Origin of the sequence: Marinobacter sp. ATCH36 (genome assembly GCF_023555055.1) — a bacterium.
Lineage (GTDB): Bacteria > Pseudomonadota > Gammaproteobacteria > Pseudomonadales > Oleiphilaceae > Marinobacter.
This window is the reverse complement of sequence record NZ_JAMJPL010000004.1, coordinates 72,504-92,637: the sequence shown is the minus strand read 5'-3', so window position 1 is coordinate 92,637 and position 20,134 is coordinate 72,504. Positions and strand designations below refer to the sequence as shown.

14 protein-coding genes are annotated in these 20,134 nt (G+C 56.6%); 11 read left to right on the top strand and 3 right to left on the bottom strand.

What is annotated here, in order from left to right; genetic code table 11:
• The first annotated feature begins 42 nt into the window (after positions 1-42).
• The 5 genes from M8010_RS13465 to M8010_RS13445 all read left to right on the top strand — a co-directional run bounded on the left by M8010_RS13465 (position 43) and on the right by M8010_RS13445 (position 9,036).
• Entirely contained in the window at positions 43-4,929 is a 4,887-nt protein-coding gene (locus tag M8010_RS13465) for an NAD-glutamate dehydrogenase (protein ID WP_250091973.1), read from the top strand.
• A 65-nt stretch (positions 4,930-4,994) separates the two neighbouring features.
• A complete protein-coding gene (gene can, locus M8010_RS13460) occupies positions 4,995-5,672 on the top strand; it encodes a carbonate dehydratase (RefSeq protein ID WP_250091971.1) in 678 nt (225 codons plus the stop codon).
• A 74-nt stretch (positions 5,673-5,746) separates the two neighbouring features.
• Positions 5,747-6,793 carry a methyltransferase gene (locus M8010_RS13455; protein ID WP_250091968.1) on the top strand — a complete coding sequence of 349 codons (1,047 nt, stop codon included), beginning with the start codon at positions 5,747-5,749 and terminating at the stop codon, positions 6,791-6,793.
• Positions 6,794-6,875: 82 nt separating this feature from the next.
• A complete protein-coding gene (locus M8010_RS13450; protein WP_250091966.1) occupies positions 6,876-7,727 on the top strand; it encodes a UDP-2,3-diacylglucosamine diphosphatase in 852 nt (283 codons plus the stop codon).
• Between the two features lie 163 nt (positions 7,728-7,890).
• Positions 7,891-9,036, top strand: a complete 1,146-nt coding sequence (locus M8010_RS13445) for a class I SAM-dependent methyltransferase (protein ID WP_250091964.1) — start codon at positions 7,891-7,893, stop codon at positions 9,034-9,036.
• On the opposite strand, the gene M8010_RS13440 is transcribed toward M8010_RS13445, so the two are convergent.
• The gene (locus M8010_RS13440; RefSeq protein ID WP_250091962.1) at positions 9,015-9,629 is read right to left on the bottom strand and encodes a riboflavin synthase subunit alpha; all 615 of its coding nucleotides are present in this window, start codon (positions 9,627-9,629) and stop codon (positions 9,015-9,017) included. The two genes, M8010_RS13445 and M8010_RS13440, sit on opposite strands and share 22 nt — an antisense overlap.
• A gap of 204 nt (positions 9,630-9,833) precedes the next feature.
• Here M8010_RS13440 and M8010_RS13435 point away from each other — a divergent pair, with 204 nt between their 5' ends.
• The 5 genes from M8010_RS13435 to M8010_RS13415 are packed head-to-tail and all read left to right on the top strand — an operon-like array spanning position 9,834 to position 14,070.
• Complete coding sequence (locus tag M8010_RS13435) at positions 9,834-10,700, top strand: MFS transporter (protein ID WP_250091961.1); 867 nt, start codon at positions 9,834-9,836, stop codon at positions 10,698-10,700.
• 60 nt (positions 10,701-10,760) lie between these two features.
• Complete coding sequence (locus M8010_RS13430) at positions 10,761-11,435, top strand: TetR/AcrR family transcriptional regulator (RefSeq protein WP_250091959.1); 675 nt, start codon at positions 10,761-10,763, stop codon at positions 11,433-11,435.
• Positions 11,436-11,493: 58 nt separating this feature from the next.
• A complete protein-coding gene (locus tag M8010_RS13425) occupies positions 11,494-12,000 on the top strand; it encodes a L,D-transpeptidase (RefSeq protein WP_250091958.1) in 507 nt (168 codons plus the stop codon).
• A 49-nt stretch (positions 12,001-12,049) separates the two neighbouring features.
• Complete coding sequence (locus M8010_RS13420) at positions 12,050-13,291, top strand: mechanosensitive ion channel family protein (protein WP_250091957.1); 1,242 nt, start codon at positions 12,050-12,052, stop codon at positions 13,289-13,291.
• Entirely contained in the window at positions 13,288-14,070 is a 783-nt protein-coding gene (locus M8010_RS13415) for an S-methyl-5'-thioinosine phosphorylase (protein WP_250091956.1), read from the top strand. Before M8010_RS13420 ends, M8010_RS13415 begins: the two co-directional genes overlap by 4 nt.
• Here the strand turns inward: M8010_RS13415 and M8010_RS13410 are convergent.
• Both M8010_RS13410 and mfd read right to left on the bottom strand, forming a co-directional pair.
• Entirely contained in the window at positions 14,051-14,899 is an 849-nt protein-coding gene (locus tag M8010_RS13410) for a CsiV family protein (protein ID WP_250091955.1), read from the bottom strand. The two genes, M8010_RS13415 and M8010_RS13410, sit on opposite strands and share 20 nt — an antisense overlap.
• 23 nt (positions 14,900-14,922) lie before the next feature.
• Positions 14,923-18,432, bottom strand: coding sequence for a transcription-repair coupling factor (mfd, locus tag M8010_RS13405; protein WP_250091954.1), 3,510 nt, complete (start codon positions 18,430-18,432; stop codon positions 14,923-14,925).
• 193 nt (positions 18,433-18,625) lie between these two features.
• Between mfd and M8010_RS13400 the strand changes: the two genes are divergently transcribed.
• Positions 18,626-20,095: a glyceraldehyde-3-phosphate dehydrogenase gene (locus M8010_RS13400; RefSeq protein ID WP_250091953.1), complete on the top strand. Its 1,470-nt coding sequence runs from the start codon at positions 18,626-18,628 to the stop codon at positions 20,093-20,095.
• Positions 20,096-20,134: the final 39 nt, after the last annotated feature.

The window sequence follows — 20,134 nt, the reverse complement described above, 5'->3', positions numbered from 1 at the left end:
AGTACGCCGATTACGTTTATTTCACACTCACAGAGGTCGACTATGAATGCGCTGACCATCGCCAGCAAGGAACAGTTTTTTCAGCAGCTGGACGAAGCCTTCGCCGAAAAAATAGCCAAAACCGAAGCGAAAAAGATCAGTGAATTCGCGAAACAGCATTATGCCCATGTTCCGCTCGAAGAGCTTGTGAGTCGCCGGTTTTCCGATACCTACGGCGCCATACTGGCGGCCTGGAAGTTTCTCCAGAAACGCACGGCCGAAGAAACCCCGGTGGCTGTGTTCAACCCCGAACTGGAAACTGATGGCTGGCAGTCGACGCATTCCGTTATTTTCATTCTCCATCCGAATATGCCGTTCCTGATTGATTCTCTGCGGATCGCGATCAATCAACGCGAGATTGGCACCCATTCTATCCAGCATTCGATCCTTCAGGTGGAGCGTGATGCTCAGGGCAAGGTGAAGAAACTGCACCCGCCCAAGAAAAAGGTCGATGGTGGTAATCACGAGGCATTTATTGTCCTGGAGATTGACCGGCACAGTAATCCGGAGGATCTGAAATCCCTGGAAGAGGTGTTTCAGATCATTCTTCATGAAGTCCGGATTGCGGTCAGTGATTTTCCGCTTGTCACCGAAAAAGTCAGTGAAATTATCAGCGAGCTCGACAATACCACGGCTGGTATTGACGCAGAGTACAAGGAAGAGGCCAAGGCATTCCTGGACTGGCTTGTCAGGGATCATTTCACCTTCCTGGGATACGATGAGTACGATTTTGCCAAGGACAAGAGCGGGCTGGTTGTTCGCCGTGTCGAAAATTCCGAGTTGGGTATTCTCCGGGTCAACAATGAGCGACCGGACAAGGTCAGGCTCAACGAGTTGCCGCAACGCACCCGGCATGAAATGACCCGCACCGACGATATATTCATCTTCGCCAAGTCGGCGCAACGATCACGGGTGCATCGGCCGGCCTATCCGGACTACATTGCCGTCAAGAAGTTCAACAGCAAAGGTGAAGTGGTCGGTGAGCGGCGTTTCCTCGGCCTGTATACCTCCCGTGTCTACAACGAGCGCCCGGACGAGATTCCTCTGCTGCGCCGCAAGTTCCATACCGTTATGAGGCGCTCCGGTTTTCTGCGGGCAGATTACTCGGGCAAGGAGCTGGATCAGATACTCACGGTGTACCCCCGTGATGAGCTGTTCCAGATCGAACCCAATGAGTTGCTGTCAGTCGCCAAGAGTATCCTGTACATCCAGGAGCGCCGCCGGATTGAGCTGTTCATGCGCGAGGATGTCTACGGTCAGTTTGTAACCTGCCTGGCGTTTTTTCCACGTGATATCTATAACACGGAACTGCGCCTGAAAGTGGAGCGGGTGTTGCGAGAAAGGCTTGAGGCAGAGGACATTGAGTTCGTAACCCACTTCTCCGAATCGGTTCTGGCCCGGGTGCAATTCACAGTGCGCGTGCCCCTGGTGGAAAACCGTCAGTTGCCAATCTCGGAAATACGGGAAACGGTAATCAGTCTTGCCCAGTCATGGCGCGATGGCCTGTTGGAAGCGTTGAACGAGGCTTACGGCGAAGAGCAGGGCAACGAATTGTTCCGGCTTTATTCCGCCGGTTTTCCAGCCAGCTATAAGGACATGTTCTCGCCACGGCGCGCAGCCATAGACCTCGAACACATTGCCGGAGCAGCCAGCGAAAAGCATCTCACGATGAGCTTCTACCGGGCACTCGAAGAGGACGAGAGTACGCTGCACTTCAAGCTGTTCTATCCCGATGAGACTCTCCCACTGTCTGATGTTATGCCGATTTTTGATAATCTCGGCTTCCGGGTTATCGGAGAACATCCGTTCGAAGTCACTGATCGCCTCGGACGAACAGTCTGGATCCATGATTTCACCTTGCGGTCGTATACTGGAACCGTGGTGGATATTCACCGTATTCGCCCCATCTTCGAGGATCTGTTCCGCCGGGTCTGGTATGGCGAGGCGGAAAACGATGCCTTTAACCGGTTGCTGTTGTCTTCTTACATGAGCTGGCGGGAAATTGCCCTGCTTCGCACCTTTGCGCGCTACATGCGCCAGATCCGTTTCTCCAACAGCCAGACTTTCATTTCCAATACCCTCGTCAATCATGTGGACCTGACGCGGCTGTTACTCGAGTTCTTTGAGGTGCGCTTCAACCCCGCGCGCTACCAGAGTGAGGGAAAGAGCAAGGCCGCCCAGCAGAAGCTGGAAATCGAGTTTAATGCCGGTCTTGATGGTGTGGATAACCTCAGTGAGGACCGGGTGCTGAGATTGTTCCTGGAATTGATGCAGGCGACCCTGCGTACCAACTATTACCAGCCTGACAAGGAGGGGCGCACCAAAAGTTATATCAGCGTCAAGTTCGACCCGTCACAGATTCCGGACGTGCCGCTGCCGCTGCCCATGTTCGAGATTTTCGTCTACTCGCCAAGGGTTGAAGGTGTTCACCTGCGTGGCGGTAAAGTAGCTCGTGGTGGTTTGCGCTGGTCCGACCGATTCGAAGACTACCGCACCGAGATTCTCGGGCTGGTCAAGGCGCAACAGGTCAAAAATGCCGTTATCGTGCCGGTAGGGGCCAAGGGCGGTTTCGTCGCCAAACAGTTGCCCGATATATCAGATCGCGAGGCTTTCCAGGCGGAAGGCGTGGAAGCCTATAAGACCTTTATCCGGGGTTTGCTGGATATTACCGACAATCTGGTGGATACCGGCATTCAACCGCCGGAGTCGGTTATCCGTCACGACGAAGACGACCATTATCTGGTCGTTGCAGCAGACAAGGGCACCGCGACTTTCTCGGATATAGCCAATGGCCTGGCTGCCGAATACGGTTTCTGGATGGGTGATGCGTTTGCTTCTGGCGGAAGCAACGGCTATGACCATAAGAAAATGGGCATTACCGCCCGCGGTGCCTGGGTATCCGTGGAACGGCATTTCCGGGAGCTGGGCATCAATCCCGCCCTGGATGAAATTACCGCTATCGGCATCGGCGACATGGCCGGAGATGTGTTCGGTAACGGCTTGCTGTCTTCGGAGAAAATAAAACTGGTGGCGGCCTTCAACCACATGCATATTTTTATCGACCCGTCGCCAGATCCCGCCAAGAGCTACAAGGAGCGCAAGCGTTTGTTCGAGTTGCCGCGTTCGTCCTGGACCGATTACGACTCCGGCCTGATTTCCAAGGGCGGGGGCGTATTCAACCGCAGCGCCAAGTCGATTCCCCTCAGCCCGGAGATGAAAAAACTGCTTGGCATCAAGTCTGACCGCGTGCCCCCTAATATGCTGATTACGCATATTCTCAAGGCTCAGGCCGATTTGCTGTGGATTGGTGGCATTGGCACCTACGTGAAGGGTAAGGGCGAGTCTCATGCTGATGTTGGTGATAAGGCGAACGATGCATTGCGGATAGACGGTTCGGAGCTTCGCTGCAAGGTCATAGGCGAGGGCGGTAATCTGGGAATGACCCAGTTCGGGCGGATTGAGTTTGCCCTCAAAGGTGGACGACTGAACACCGACTTCATCGACAATTCTGGTGGTGTGGACTGCTCGGATCACGAAGTGAATATGAAAATCCTGCTGAACCGAGCCATTGCCATGGGAGACCTCACCGGCAAGCAGCGCAACACCATGCTTGAGGAAATGACGGATGACGTTGCCGCACTGGTTCTGAAAAACAACTATCGGCAGGCCCAGGCAATCAGCATTGCCAGTGTTGAGGCGGTTACCCGGCTGGAGGAATACCGGCGTTTGATGAACACCATGGAAAGCGAAGGCAAGCTCAATCGCAGCCTGGAGTTCCTGCCGGATGATGAAACTCTCTCGGAGAGGAAGCTGGATAAAAAAGGGCTTACCCGCCCTGAGCTGTCGGTGTTGATATCCTACGTCAAAGGCGATCTGAAGCAGACCCTGATTGCCAGTAGCCTGCCCGACGAACCCTTGCTGGCAGGGGAGATGTACAAGGTGTTTCCCAAGGATCTGACCCGCAAGTTCTCGAAGGAGCTGGGCGAACACCAGTTGCGTCGGGAGATCATCGCTACCCAGATTGCGAATGATATGGTCAATCACATGGGCATCACCTTTGTTGAGAGGCTGAGACAGTCAACCGGTGCAGATGCCGCATCCATCGCGCTGGCGTGGATTATAGCCCGGGATGTTTTCCGCCTGGACACCTGGTGGGACAAGATCGAATACCAGGATTACTTCATTCCGGCAAATTTACAGATGGAGCTTATGGGCGATCTGATGCGCCTGATTCGCCGGGCAGTGCGCTGGCTGCTCCGTAATCGCCGGGCCGAACTCAGTATCCAGAGTCACATGGAGAGGTTTGCCGACAGCGTCTGGAAAATTACGGCGGACCTGCCGGATTACCTGGGAGACCAGGCCCGGGCAGACTGGAAGAAGCGATACGATGAACTGGTGGGGTCGGGGCTGCCTGAGGATCTCGCTGCTGTGGTCTCTGGTACCAGCTACCTCTACTCGTCATTGGGTATTATCGAGGCAAAAGAAGCGACCGGCATGCCACTGAAAACCGTTGCCAATCTCTATTATGACCTTGGAGACAAGCTGGATCTCAACTGGTTCGCCAATGCCATTGCGGCTCTGGTTCCGGCCTCTCACTGGCAGGCACTGGCAAGAGAGAGCTTCCGGGAGGACTTGGACTGGCAGCAGCGGGCACTTACCACGGGCGTGCTCAAGCTGGCGGAAAAACCCGCTGACGTTGAAAGGTGTGTCGAGAACTGGATGCAGCGGCACGCCGCCATGATCTATCGCTGGAGAGCCATGCTCACCGAGCTGAAGGGCGTGAGGGAGCCGGAGTATGCAATGTTCTCGGTGGCTCTGCGGGAATTGCTGGATCTGGCCCAGACAACCATGCACGAACAGTACGATGAGGCGGTAACTCCGACCTCTTGAGTATTGCTTTATGACATCAATTGCCGTTCAATTCCGGCAACTTGAATTGGAAGACAGGAGGTTTGATGGGCCAGCTCGATAATTTGCTGAATAAAAACAGGGCCTGGGCGGACAGCATCAAGGGTCAGGACCCTGATTTTTTTGCCCGGCTTTCCAATCAGCAGGCCCCGGAGTACCTCTGGATTGGCTGTGCCGACAGCAGGGTGCCGGCCAACCAGATTGTGGATCTCATGCCCGGGGAACTGTTTGTGCACCGCAATGTTGCGAACGTCGTGGTGCACACGGATTTCAATTGTCTGTCGGTAATCCAGTTCGCCGTTGATGTGCTCAAGGTGAAGCACATCCTGGTCGTGGGCCATTATGGATGCGGTGGGGTGAAGGCCGCCATGCATAATGAAGGCTTTGGCCTGATATCGAATTGGCTGCGTCATGTTCAGGACGTTCGTGACAAGCATCAGGATGTGCTCGACGGGTTGGCATCGGATCAGGATCGCATCGACCGACTGTGTGAGCTTAACGTGGTTGAGCAGGTTGGCCATGTGTGTCAGAACAGTATTGTCCAGGAAGCCTGGCGCAGGGGCCAGCCTTTGACCGTTCACGGTTTCGTCTATGACGTGGCTGACGGTATTCTGCGGGATATGGGGCTTTCCATTGGCTCCGAGGCGGACCGCGAAAGCATCAAGCAGAACAGCGTTGACGAGTTGGTGTTACGGCCGGTGCGCTCGGGACGTCAAAAAACATGACGCAAAAGGTGTCGAAGTGTGCCAAGTATTCGTGGTGAGTGCCGCTGTCTGATCCGGACTGGAATAGCCCAATAATGCCTGCGTTGCCTAACTCCCACGAAGCCCTGTTGAGAAACCGCGAATACTTGCGTGGCCGTCTGGCGGTGCTCGGCCCCCTGGATATCGCCGTGGTTCCGGCCCTGGCGGAATCCGGACTGGTGATGACGGAGCATTATGGTCTGTGGGAGAGACTGCAGAACCTCGCTGGCTGGGCGGTGGCATTCGGCTACGATGATCCTGCTTTAACGCCTGCTGCCGCTGATACGATTGTAGTCTTCCTGCCCAAGGCGAGGGCCGAACTGGCTCTGCGGCTGGAGCTTGCGCGCTGGCTTGCCGCAAACGGCGCCCGGCTGATTCTCGTCGGCGAAAAAAAGGAAGGTATCGCTGGCGCCGTGAAACAGCTCAAAGCCATGGCGCCCGCGGCCGTAAAGTTAGACAGTGCCCGCCATTGCCAGGTCTGGCAGGCCGACGACCTTCAGCCGGCGGAAACCTTTGATGTGCACCAGTGGCTCGAATGGCATCCGGTTGACTGCGGGGGTATTCGCTTCGAAGTAGCCGGGTTACCCGGCATCTTCAGTGCGGGCGAGCTGGATACCGGCACAGCAATGCTTCTGGAATCGCTGGCCGATTATCCGCTGACGCAGGGACCGGTGCTGGATTTCGCGTGTGGCGCCGGCGTTATTGGTACCTGGCTTCAGCTCTATCAGCGTTCAAACGGGCAGTCAGCAGCGCCAGTCGATGGCCTGGATGTGCAGTCCCAGGCTGTTATCTGCGCGCGCTCGACGTATCAGCGCGCCCAGGTAAGCGGTGCTATTACTGCCTCGGATGGCCTGTCTCGCATCGAGGGCAAATACGCTTCGGTACTGAGCAATCCGCCGTTCCACACCGGTATCCGGACCGATACATCAATGACCGAGCAGTTTCTGCAGCAGGTGAAAGAGCATCTGGAGCCGGGGGGCGAATTACGCCTTGTTGCTAATAGTTTCCTGCCTTACGAAGAGCTTATTCGCCGCCATATAGGGCCAGTTAAGGTCATTGCCGGTGACAGGCGGTTTACCGTCTGGTCCGCCCGGCGTCATTGAACTGTCGCACGGTTGTCATACGCTCGTCATTGCCATCGGACAAGGTATTGATAGTTTTTGAGCAGGCCGGTGGGAGAAGCCGATGCATCAGTACCGGAGTATTTTTATTTCCGATGTACACCTGGGGTCAGCCGACTGCCAGGCAGATTACCTTCTGGATTTTCTCGACAATGTCAGCTGCGACACGCTGTACCTGGTAGGGGATATTGTCGATCTGATTGCCATGCAGCGCAGGGTGTATTTTCCGCAAGCCCACCAGGCAGTAGTGCGAAGGCTTATGGCCATTGCCGCAGCCGGCACCAGGGTGATCTATTTGCCCGGCAACCACGATGACTTTCTCCGGCATTTTTGTGGCCAGACCCTGGCGGGAATCGAGCTGAAACAAAAAGCGATTCACACCACCGCGGACGGCCGCCGATTCATGGTATGCCACGGTGATCAGTTTGATCAGGTAGTGAGATGCAGCCCACTGATGCTGCTGGTGGGAGACCGCGCACATGGTGTTTTGTTGCGCCTGAATCGCTGGTTCAATGCCTGGCGAAGAATGCGAGGAAAACCCTACTGGTCTTTGGCAGCCTGGGTGAAGAGCCGTATCGGTAAAGCCAGGTCGTTCATTCGCCGCTTTGAAATTGCCGCCCTGACAGCAGCAGAACGTGGCCACTATGACGGCTTTATCTGCGGCCACATCCACTCGGCAGGCTTTCTGCGCAGCCAGGAGGGTCTGTACTGCAATGACGGGGACTGGGTTGAGCACTGCACTGCACTGGTGGAGCAACAGGATGGCCGCCTGGACATTCTGCATTGGTCCGAGCAGCCCGCCATTATCGCCACTGAGCCGGCTGAGCCAGCGCCAGAATTTGCCGGTGGGTACAGGCCCGTTATCGATGTGTTGTCGCCGGCGTTTATTGAAAGCATCAACGCGACGCCCAGGTAGGGCTTTTTTGGGCGCGAAAAAAAGCCCCTGGGGTGAGGGGCAAAAGAGGTTGGCTTCCAAAAAAACGGAGCAACCTGAAATCGTCAGCTAAGAGTAGGGTTAATTTCTAGAATAATCAGCCTAGAATACCCGCTGTTTCGTAACCGAAGAGCGGAAGCCCGACATGACAACCGACGTGCTGGAAGTGAGTGGTATCTCCCTGGCTCTGAAGCGTCCCGGTGGTGGGCATTCATTGCGGGCCTGGGACGCGGCTGACGAGCAATTGCTGGAACAGACTTTTACTCGCTTTACGCCCGAATCCGGTCTTCGTGTGCTCATTATCGATGACCAGTTCGGCGCGCTGACGCTCGGGCTGGCATCATTTACCCCGGCTTCCTTCGCTGACAGCAGTTCGCTGGCATCCGCTTTGATCATGAATACGCCTTCCGGACAGGATGTGGTGGTGCCATCAAGTTGGCTGGCGCCCCCGAAAGGACCATTTGATCTGGTGGTCATGCGCATTCCAAGACAGCTGGACTATCTTGTCTGCCTTTTGCGTTGGGTAAACGGGTTGATCGATCCTGACGGCACGCTCATCGCCGGCGGTATGATCAAGCATTTGCCGGACAGCAGTGCCAGCGTATTCGCGGATCTGGTGCACACACGCGAAGTGTGCCCGGCCCGCAAGAGGGCGCGGGTCATTGTTGCCGGTCCCGGAGACAGAACCCTGAGGAACTGGGATGATTTCTGGAAGGGCTACCTATTGCCGCACCTGGAACATAATATCAGCGCCATGCCCAACGTATTCGCCAGGGATCGGCTGGATATTGGCACCCGGCTGCTTCTGCCGTTAGTTACACGCCACGCTGCGGACCTGGCGCCCGGGACCAGAGTATTGGACCTTGCTTGTGGCAATGGTGTGCTGGGCCTGACGGCATTGGCGGAAAACCCGGCGTTGGCGGTGACATTTTCAGATGTCTCCAGCCAGGCTGTGGTCAGTGCCCGTGACAATGCTTCAGAGGCGTTCCCGGAAGCCGAAGTTGCATTCCATCATAGCGATGGTATTCCGGAGGATGCCGGACGTTTCGGGCTGGTCCTGCTGAACCCGCCATTTCACGAGGGCGGCGTGGTTGGCGATCACATTGCCCTGCGGCTGTTCCGGCAGGTCGTCCGCCATCTGGAACCTGGCGGACGAATGCTGATGGTGGGAAATCGTCACCTCGGGTATCACCGCAGCCTCAGGCGCTTTTTTTCAACGGTTCGCCAGTTGGAGGCCGACCCGAAGTTTGTGGTGTTCGAGGCTGGTAATCAGGAAGCTGGTCGGTCGTAGCCCATTCTCGCCAGGGTATCGACGATGGTCTGGGTCTGGCTGTCAATTTCGATATTTACCCGGGTGCCGGTCGAGGCGTCGCCAAAAGTGGTGGCCCGCAGGGTTTCCGGAATCAGGTACACATTAAAACGGTTGTCCTGAACCTCCCCAATGGTCAGGCTGCAACCGTTAATGGCAATGTAGCCCTTCGGAAAGATGTATCTGGCCCAGAATTCCGGCACTTCGAACTCCAGGGTGCAATTATTCTCGGGCCGGTTAATTGCCACAATGTCTGCGGTGGTGTGAACGTGACCAGACAGCAGGTGCCCTCCGATCTCGTCGCCGATCCTGGCAGCCCTCTCGAAATTAATCCGGTCCCCGGCCCTGAGGTCTCCCAGGGTGGTGGCGCGCAGTGTCTCCTGCATGGCATCGAAGTAGAGCCGGTTTCCCTCCTGCCGGGTGACTGTGAGGCAGGTGCCATTGATTGCGACGGATGCTCCAATGGTAACGCCGTGAACCTGCTCCTCGGGAAAACGGATGGCGAAGCTTGTAAGCCCCGGCTCAGTGGATAAATTGTCAATGGTGGCAACACCCTGAACAATACCTGTAAACATTCATGCCTCTTCAACGGATTGCGGCCGGTAATGGCTTCATGGTAGGAACCAAGGATAGCGATAGCATGCGGCCATGCCAAGGCATGTTTGGCAGGATACAGCTATCGCCCCCGGGCTCAAGGATCCACGGGTGTGGTCGATAGACAAAAGGAGCGGGCACAGTTTTATGGTTTTGGCCCGGATACAGTCAACGGATAACCAGCGATGGCAGAGAACGAGAGCACAGTCCGGCACAGAACCAATGCGGAGGAGCCGCTTTTGCGCAAAGGGCGTCCTGCGGATCCGCAGCCTGCCGTGGCCGGGGAAAAGTCGGATATTGTTGGTGCGGAATCCGCAAAGTTTGCATCATCTGGAACTGGACGGGAGGTTTCCGCTGCTGAGGCTGATGAACAGAGTGCAGCCAGCGAGGACCCGAAGGATATCGAAACGACACTGGCTGAGTCCCGGCAGCGCAAGCTGAGACTTATGTTGCGGCAGTGTGACCGGGTGTTGCTGCTGGATTTCGAGCTGCTGGCGCTGCCGGACTGGCCCGATAACTATACGCTTTCCGCGGCACGCAGAAATCGGGATCTATGGTTATTCAGCGCATTGCTGGCGGCGGTAATCTTCCTCAGCGGAATGACAGGTTTCGTGCCCGCCTGGATTGCCGGCGGCGGATTCGGTGCGTTTGTGATTATCCTGTTGATGGGTGTACCGGCGATTCGGCGATTGTATACGTCGCGCCCCTCGTATATGGACCTGATAGTCCGCCGGCGGCGTCTGTTGCGGGACGCACGCAAGCATATTGAGCACCTGGAGGGAAAAGAAGGGCTGATATGGCAATGTGCCCGCATGGCCGAATTCAATCCGGCGCTCAAGGCTATGCGTTTCAGCGAGCTCCTGGCGTTGTCAGAGCGCCGGGCGTTGGCCCGGAATATGACGCGGCGTGAACACGTCCGTCTTTATCTGGTTTATCTGCTGGAGGCGGAGAAAGCCTATTCACGAGCCCAGCAGGTATTTTTCGAGGGCCACCAGCAGGCAATCGACAAGGGTTGGGAGTCAGTAGCGTCCGAGCCGGACAGGAGAACTTGACAAGATAGCCGGTCAAACGTATGTTTTAAACAGACGTTTGCTAGAGGCACTGATAATAAAATGGCGCAGTCTGATACGGTTGACCGGATTCTGGATGCAGCGGAAGAGCTTTTCGCAGACCGTGGGTTTTCTGAAACCTCGCTACGGATGATTACCAGTAAGGCTAAAGTAAATCTGGCCGCTGTCAATTACCACTTTGGCTCGAAGAATGCACTGATTCATGCCGTGTTCGCCCGCTTCCTGACACCTTTTTCGGCAACGCTCGACAATGCGTTTGATGAACTTGAGGCCCGTTGTGATGGTGAGCCACCCACACTCAATCAGACGCTCTGGGCGCTGACGGAAAGTGCAGTACGCATGCCTCAGCGCAACGAAAAGGGTATTTCCATATTCATGCGTTTGCTTGGCCTTGCCTACACTCAGTCCCAGGGGCACCTGCGCAAGTTCCTTGAGCAGGAGTACAGCCAGCCGTTCAGTCGCTTCATGCGGCTTCTCAAAGAAGCGACACCTCAGTTGTCTTCGGTTGACCGTTACTGGCGTATTCAGTTCATGCTGGGAGCCACCGCCTTTACCATGTCCAGCAGTGACGCACTGAGAGACATCCTGCAGAATAAACTGGGCGTGGAGACCACCGTCCAGGAAATTGCGGCGCGTCTGGTGCCGTTCCTTGCCGCCGGGATGCAGGCCAAGGATGCGATGCTGGTGTCTCCGGCCGCCAAACCCTCGGTTGCCTGACTTACCCGCTCTCGGTTAGGCTTCTGGTTTGCTTTTTCCGCCGGGAGCGTAACACTGCATGCCAAGTGACTTGTCTTCGACGCCAGTCCCCCGTATTGAGATCAGCCTGAGCGAACAGACACTGACCCTGTTTACGCAGGACGCCTCAAATCCGGTTTCCTTCCCTGTTTCCACTGCACTGAGCGGGCCTGGCGAAAACGACGGCAGTGGCTGCACGCCAACAGGTCGGCACTATGTGCGGGCGATGATTGGTGAGGGTACTCCCCTGAACTCGGTGTTCGTCGCACGCCGCCCAACCGGTGAGGTGTATTCGGCGGAACTGGCCCGGCAGTTTCCCAAACGGGACTGGATATTGTCCCGGATTCTCTGGTTGTGTGGTCTGGAGCGTGGGAAAAATCGTGGCCCCGGGGTCGATAGTTTTCGCCGCTTCATATACATTCACGGCACACCGGACTCTGAACCCATGGGGGTTCCTCGGTCCCATGGGTGTATCCGCATGCGGAACCTGGATGTGGTCGATCTATACGGCCGGCTGAGTCCGGGCATACCTGTTTTTATTGAGTGAACGCATTGTCCGTCTCTAATTGTAACCCGTCACCGAACCGGGGGAATCGATGATCGAAGAAACGCCTGCCTTAGTGAATAGCTGGATTCAGGATTTTAACCTGTTGTCGGAGGGCTGGCGGGTCGGGGTCGTGGTCTTCGCCCTGGTCTTCGGCACCGCAGTGGTTGCCTACCTTGCCAGTTTCATTGTGGGGGTCGCAGAGCGTCGTTTCGAGAGGACCGATAACTTCTGGGATGACGCCTTGCTCCACGCGGCCAGGAAGCCGGTGGTGGCTTTCGTCTGGTTGCAGGGTGTTTATTGGGCAGCCGAGGTTGCTAAACGCTACTCGGAAGCTGAAATATTTTCGGCGAATGACAAGGTGTTGCAACTTGGCTTCATCATTTTGCTGGTGTGGACCCTACTGCGGCTGATCAAGCAGGGCGAGGAAATGCTGACTTCGCCCCTGAAGATGAAAACACCGATGGATTACACCACGGTTAATGCGATCAGCAAGCTTTCCCGGGCGGTCGTGATCATTACCGCTTCACTGACCGCGCTCCAGTCCATGGGTTTCAGCATTTCCGGTGTATTGGCATTTGGTGGTGTCGGCGGCATTGCGGTCGGTTTTGCAGCGAAAGACCTGCTGGCCAACTTTTTCGGCGGATTTATAATTCACCTGGACCGGCCTTTTAAAGTGGGCGACTGGGTTCGCTCTCCGGATCGAAATATCGAGGGCACGGTTGAACATATCGGCTGGCGTCTGACCACTGTTCGCACATTCGACAAGCGTCCTCTCTATGTCCCCAACGCGGTCTTTACCACGATTTCGGTGGAGAACCCCTCGCGGATGCTTAACCGCCGTATCTCGGAAACGATTGGAATCCGCTACGCAGACGCCAGCGGCATGGCAGAGATTGTTGCAGAGATCCGTTCCATGCTGGAAAACCATGAAGACATTGATCAGGACCAGACCCTGATCGTCAATTTCCTGGCTTTCAACGCATCGTCCCTGGATATCATGGTTTATACCTTCACCAGAACGATTCAGTGGGTGCGATTCCATGAGGTCAAGCAGGATGTGCTGCTGAAGATCAGTGACATCATTGAAGGCCATGGCGCCGAAGTTGCTTTCCCGACACGGACACTTCATTTGCCAGACGGCGTGCGTCTGGCCAGCAGCGAATCCGGAAAGGACGGTGATAACCAGGCTTCCAGCGCGGAGCCTGGCGCTAGCACCGCACCGGTGGATGGCAGTGCAGACTCCAGTGAAACCCAGGGTGACAGCGCCGAGGCTACGGGGGAATCTTCATGAGCAAACTCAACGACAATCGGCCGGTTGGCATTATTGGTGGTACCGGGCTGACAACCTTGTCTGGCCTTCAGATAACGGGGGAACGGTCCGTTGACACGCCCTGGGGACAGCCGTCGTCAGTTCTGGTGGAGGGATATCTCGGCCAGCAACCCGTCGTTTTCCTGTCCCGCCACGGAAATCCGCACCGCATTCCGCCGCATCAGGTCAACTACAGGGCCAATCTGCAGGCACTCCATGACGCCGGGGTTGATACGGTGGTAGGGGTGAATGCGGTCGGTGGTATCCACCCGGATATGGGGCCGGCCCATATTGTGATACCAGACCAGATCATTGATTACACCTGGGGCAGGGCAGGCACTTTTTTTGAAGGCGAGTTGGAAGAAACAACACACATTGATTTCACCTGGCCCTATACCGAAAAGGCCCGTGAACTTCTGATTGCTGCCGCGCGTGATGAAGGACTGCAATTCTCAGATTTTGGCGTATACGCAGCCACTCAGGGGCCACGGCTGGAAACGGCTGCGGAAGTTCGGAGATTGGAGCGGGATGGCTGTGACCTGGTGGGCATGACCGGCATGCCCGAGGCTGCGCTGGCGGCGGAACTGAAGATGAACTACGTATGCCTGGCGTTGGTGGTGAACCATGCCGCCGGTAAATCGGACCACATCATTACCATGGCGGAAATCGAGGCCGCTATCGACCAGGGGATGTCTGGTATCAAGCGGATACTCGAAGTGTCAATGAGCGGCCTGGGCGCCCTTACTCCTCAATTTTCTTGAAGAAAACCAGCACGCCGATAGTGGGGGAGTCCAGGAAGTGGACTTCCTCGCTGCGCATGCGGCGGGTTTCGCGTATCCAGGTCAGCAGTTCCGCTTTTGGCCAGTTAACGCCGGTAATCGCCTGCTCAGGTTGGTCGGCGGTTTCGCTGACATCACCTTCCACGGCGTCATCACTGTCCTCACTGGCCTCAGCGCGCTGATCTTCTTCCGGTGTGTCACCCCTCACATCTGACATCTCTTCTGAGCGGGGCATCGGTTGCCAGTGATTCAGGTGCACATCAACGTGCAGATAACGTTGACGGTCAATGGTGATACGGCCTTCTACGTCTCGGTGCCCTGCATCTTCCAGCCAGTCGCCGATGGCAACCTGCAATGGTTCACCCTCGAAATCGGGCGGGAAGGACTGATACCAGCCTGCTGCCATAAGAACCCGGTACCGACCGCTGTTTTCCAGTCGATTGGCGGCGGAGTTGAGGTGCAGTTCGCTGCGTGGAACCAGATCCAGTGTTGTTTCAACCGTGCCGTTAACGTCCACGGCCCGAAGCATTTCTGTGAGTTCCGGGTCCGGTGGCTCCGGGATGCGGCTGGCCATTCGTTCATTAATGTCGTCCGGGTCGGTCTTGCGCTCCAGGATAACGAATTCGGCCCGATAGTAGTCTTTTCGCGGTTCCGCTGCCTCTGCAGTCCCTGATGATGCCGGCTCCGACGACTGCTGGGCTGATGCCAGCGGTGACAGCGCCAGTGCAACCGCAAAAATGAAAATGGATCTTCCAGACAGTAAGTTACCGGGCGTTCGCAAGGGCTTTGCTCCAATGTTCCTGTTGTTCATCTCGGGTCTCTGGGCCGGGCGCATCATGAAACCAGCTGGCCCAGCATGTCGGAAATGCCGTCGAGTTTACCACTGGTTGAGGTGTCGTTCAGCCGGAAACGGAAACTGTTGGCGCCTTCGAGGCGATACTGGTCTGGTGAGGATTGCACTTTTTTAACCAACACCAGCGGATCCACCGGTGTTGAGCTGCCAAACTCCAGCCTCGCCCACTCCTTGCCTGCGTCCACTTTCACGATTCCCAGGGCTTCTGCGCGGATTCTGAGTTCCGACTGACGGATCAGGTTCTTCGCCGGCTCAGGTAATAATCCGAAGCGGTCGATCATCTCAACCTGAAGTTCTTTTAATCCGTCCTTGTCGCTGACACTGGCAATTCGTTTGTACAGCATCAATCGGTTGTGAACATCGGGCAGGTAGTCGTCGGGAATCAGTGCCGGTATCCGCAGGTTCATTTCGGTGCCGTGGCTCAGGGGCAGTTCCGCATTAGGCGTTCTGCCTTCACGGATGGCCTGAACGGCTTCATCCAGCAGCTGCATGTAAAGCGTGAAGCCAATGCTCTCAATCTGGCCACTCTGTTCCTCGCCCAGCAGCTCGCCGGCGCCGCGGATTTCCAGGTCGTGGGTGGCGAGCATGAACCCGGCCCCCAGATCCTGGGCTTCCGAAATGGCTTCCAGGCGTTTCTTTGCATCTGCTGTGATCGACCTCGGTGGTGGTGTCAGCAGGTAAGCATAGGCCTGGTGGTGGGAGCGCCCGACCCGGCCCCGCAACTGGTGAAGTTGCGCGAGCCCGAACTTGTCTGCACGTTCGATGATAATCGTGTTGGCGCTGGGAATGTCGATGCCGGTTTCAATGATAGTGGTGCAGACCAGTACGTTGAAACGTTTGTGGTAGAAATCCGACATGATCTGTTCCAGGTCACGCTCCCGCATCTGGCCGTGTGCGACACCCACGCGGGCTTCCGGGATCAGTCGCCGCAGATCTTCGGCGGTCTTCTCAATGGTGGCGACATCGTTATGCAGAAAATACACCTGGCCGCCCCGGAGCACCTCCCGCAGGATGGCTTCTTTCACCATGGCTTCATCCCGCTGGCGAACGAATGTTTTGACCGACAGGCGGCGGGCCGGCGGGGTGGCGATAATAGAGAGGTCCCGCAGGTGCCCCATAGCCATGTTGAGCGTTCGCGGAATCGGCGTGGCCGTCAGGTTGAGCATGTCGACTTCGGCCCGCAGGGCTTTCAGGCGCTCTTTCTGCTGTACGCCGAAACGATGCTCTTCATCAATGATCACCAGGCCGAGGTTTTTAAACTTTATATCACCCTGAAGCAGTTTGTGCGTGCCGATCACAATGTCGGCCTTGCCGGCTTCTATGGCAGCCATGGCCTTGGTGGTCTGGCTGCCGCTACGGAACCGACTGAGTAGCTCCACGCTAACGGCGGTATCGGAAAAGCGGTCACGGAACGACTCGTAGTGCTGTTGCGCCAGCAGGGTAGTGGGCACCAGCACCGCCACCTGTTTGCCCGAATAGGTGGCCATAAAGGCCGCACGCATGGCCACCTCGGTTTTGCCGAAGCCCACATCACCGCAGACCAGGCGATCCATGGGCTTCTCGCTGACCATGTCTTCAAAAACCGCTTCAATCGCAGCCTGCTGGTCCGGTGTCTCCTCGAATGGGAAGCCGGCAGCAAAGGCCCGGTAAGCCTCTTTGGGATCTTCAAAGGAAAAGCCTTTGCGCGCTTCCCGGCGGGCATAGACATCAAGAAGTTCGGCTGCAGTGTCCCGAATCTTCTCCAGCGCTTTCTGTTTGGCATTGCTCCAGCGATCGGTGCCGAGCTTGTGCAGAGGGGCGTGATCGGTGTCGGAACCGGTGTAACGGGAAATCAGGTGAAGGCTGGATACCGGCACATAGAGTTTCGAACCGCCGGCGTATTCCAGCATCAGGAATTCACTGGATTCCCCTTCCACGGTGATAGTTTCCAGACCCTGATAGCGGCCAACGCCGTGGTCGATATGCACAACTGGCGCGCCGATTCTCAGCTCGGAGAGATCGCGATATCCGGAATCGTCTGCCTCGGTGGGTTTCTCCCGTCGCCTACGCTGCAGTACCCGTTCACCGAACAGGGCGGTTTCTGTAACCAGCGCTACACGATGATCTGGCAGAACCAGTCCGTATTCCATCGGCGCCACCGTGATGGCGAGGTTGCAGTCCGGGTTCTCCGTGAACGCCCGCCAGTTCTCCAGGGCCGTCACCCGCAGCCCGTGATCGGCCAGATTGTCGATCAGCGCTTCGCGGCGGCCTGAAGACTCGGCGCATATCAGTACCCGGCCATGGAAGTCATGGATAAAGCGCTTGAGGCGAGCAGCAGGATCGGCCGCACGGCCGTCCATGGAGACGTCAGGCAGAGCCTCGGTCGGGCAATTGTGACCGCCAGCGGAGTCGGTCGTCTCCGTGGTGAGCGTGACCCTCGGGAAATGCTTGAGCTGGCCAAACAGTTCGTCTTTTTGAAGGAAGAGCTGTGCCGGAGGCAGTATAGGTCGCATCCGGTCATGGCGGCGCTCCTCGTATCGGGCCCGAGTATCGACGTCAAAGTGTTCCGCAGCCTCGTGGAGACCGGATGCAGTAAACACCAGGGTTTCCCCTGGCAGGTAATCAAACAGGGTTGCGGTCTGATCGAAGAACAGCGGCAGGTAGTACTCAATTCCCGGTGGAGTGATGCCGTGGGTCACGTCCTGGTATACCGGGGAGTTCTTGTCGGCGTGAGGAAACTGCTCAAACCAGCGGTTTCTGAATCCCGAGCGGGCTTCCTTATGCCAGGGAAACTCGTTAGCCGGCAAAAGCTCTACGTTTTCGATCCGGTCGAGGGATCGTTGGGTTTCCGGGTCAAAGGTGCGCAGTGTTTCAATTTCGTCGTCGAACAGATCGATCCGGTAGGGCCTGGTTGCGCCCATCGGGAAAATATCCAGAATGGCTCCACGGACCGCGTATTCACCGTGTTCATAGACATTCTCGGCATGTCGGTAACCGGCAGCTTCCAGTTGCATGCGCCAGCTATCGATATCCAGCGACTGCCCCACTTCCAGCAGCAGCGTGTTGCCCTGCAGGTAGCTGACTGGCGGCAAGCGGTGCATAAGCGTGCGGGCAGGCACCACCAAAACGCCGTGGGTGGTTGTGGGCAATCGGTGCAGCGCCCGGATGCGCCGGGAGGTAATGTCCTGGTGCGGTGAGAACAGGTCATACGGCAGCGTTTCCCAGTCCGGCAGGGAGAGTACTTCGAGCCCGTCGGGCGTGATGGCGGCCTGATCCTCGTCGGCAGGCAGGCCGAGATAGAAGCGCATAGCCTGTTCCAGGCGAATGGCTTCGTCGGTGCTGCGGGTAATGACCAGGGTCAGTCCTGTGTGAGCTTGCGCGCTCTCGCAGATCGCCAGTGCGTCGGCGCTGCCTTGCAATTGCCCCCAGGTTCTGTGATCCGCTGCTTTGTGTGGAACCGGGGGCGCCACCAGTACGGCGTGTCTGTCGGAATGGGAGGCACCTTGGTTCATGATCGTTGTGGTTCTCCTGGAAAATGACGGCCGAAAACCGGCGAGGCGCGTATTCTACCGGCGAGAGATGGCGGTGTCATGACATTGGCGGCAAACCAGTACGTATGGAATGGCAGTCTGTATTTGCTGTCTGACCTATAACGTTGGATAATGTGCGCCCAATTTTCCAGGTTCCAACTGCAGAGGTCCAAGCGTGAGTCACCAACAGATCAACCAGCACCTGTCTAACTGGACGGAAAGAGAGTCCACAGCGGAGGCCATGATTCCGTTGATCGGCCGCCTCTACCGCAAGAACAATGTGGTTACTTCCGTTTACGGTCGCGCCATCATCAATCAGTCGGTTATCGACATTATCCGTGCGCACCGCTTCGTGCGCCAGGTCGAGGACAGTGAGCTGTCGGTTCACGACACCCTTCCCATTCTGCAGGCAATGGACAAGATGGAGCTCGGGCGCGGGCACGTCGATATCGGTAAACTCGCCGTAAAGTTCAAGGAAGAGGGCGGCTCCCTCGGCGATTTCCTGAATCGCGAAATCGCTCCGATTGTGGGCCAATATCAGACGCAGTCCGAGCAGGACGCTGAAAACGATACCAAGGACGTTGTGCTCTATGGTTTTGGGCGTATCGGTCGTTTACTTGCACGCATCCTGATTGAAAAGGCCGGTGGCGGAAACAACCTCCGCCTGCGCGCTATTGTTGTGCGCCAGGGTGGCGCTGATAACGATCTGGAAAAACGCGCCAGCCTGCTGCGCCGCGATTCTGTTCATGGTCCCTTCAATGGCACGATCAGTGTGGATGAGGAGAATTCTGCCCTGATTGCCAATGGCAACTTTATCAAGGTGATTTATTCGCCGGGTCCGGACCAGGTGGATTACACGCAGTACGGCATCAATAATGCCATCGTGATTGACAATACCGGTATCTGGCGTGATGAAGCCGGCCTCGGTCTGCACCTGAAGTCAAAAGGCGTCAGCAGGGTTATGCTGACGGCGCCAGGCAAAGGTGATATCAAGAATATCGTTCACGGTATCAACAACGACTGGATTACCGATGAGGATCGCATTCTCTCGGCTGCGTCCTGTACCACCAACGCGATTACGCCGGTGCTCAAGGCTATATGTGATGAGTACGGGATCGAAGATGGTCATGTTGAGACGGTTCACTCCTACACCAACGACCAGAACCTGATCGATAACTACCACAAGGGTAGCCGTCGTGGTCGTAGTGCGCCCCTGAACATGGTAATTACCGAGACAGGTGCCGCCAAGGCTGTCGCCAAGGCGCTGCCAGAACTCAAGGGCAAGCTGTCCGGTAACGCTATTCGTGTGCCGACCCCGAATGTGTCCATGGCCATTCTGAATCTGAATCTGGCAAAAGATGTCACGGTTGAGGGAGTCAATGAGTACCTCCGCGACATGGCACTGCACTCGGAGCTGCAGAAGCAGATTGACTTCGTCAATTCGCCGGAGGTGGTCTCCACCGACTTCGTTGGCTCCCGCCATGCCGGCATCGTGGACGCCCAGGCCACCATTGCCAATGGCAAACGCCTGATTCTCTACGTTTGGTACGACAATGAGGCGGGTTACAGCGCGCAGGTTGTCCGTGTGGTTAACCAGATGGCGGGGGTCACCTACCCGATCTTTCCGAAGCGGGCCAGGGACTGAAAAACAGCTGCTGAACTCAGTCTGACTGGTAAACCCCGA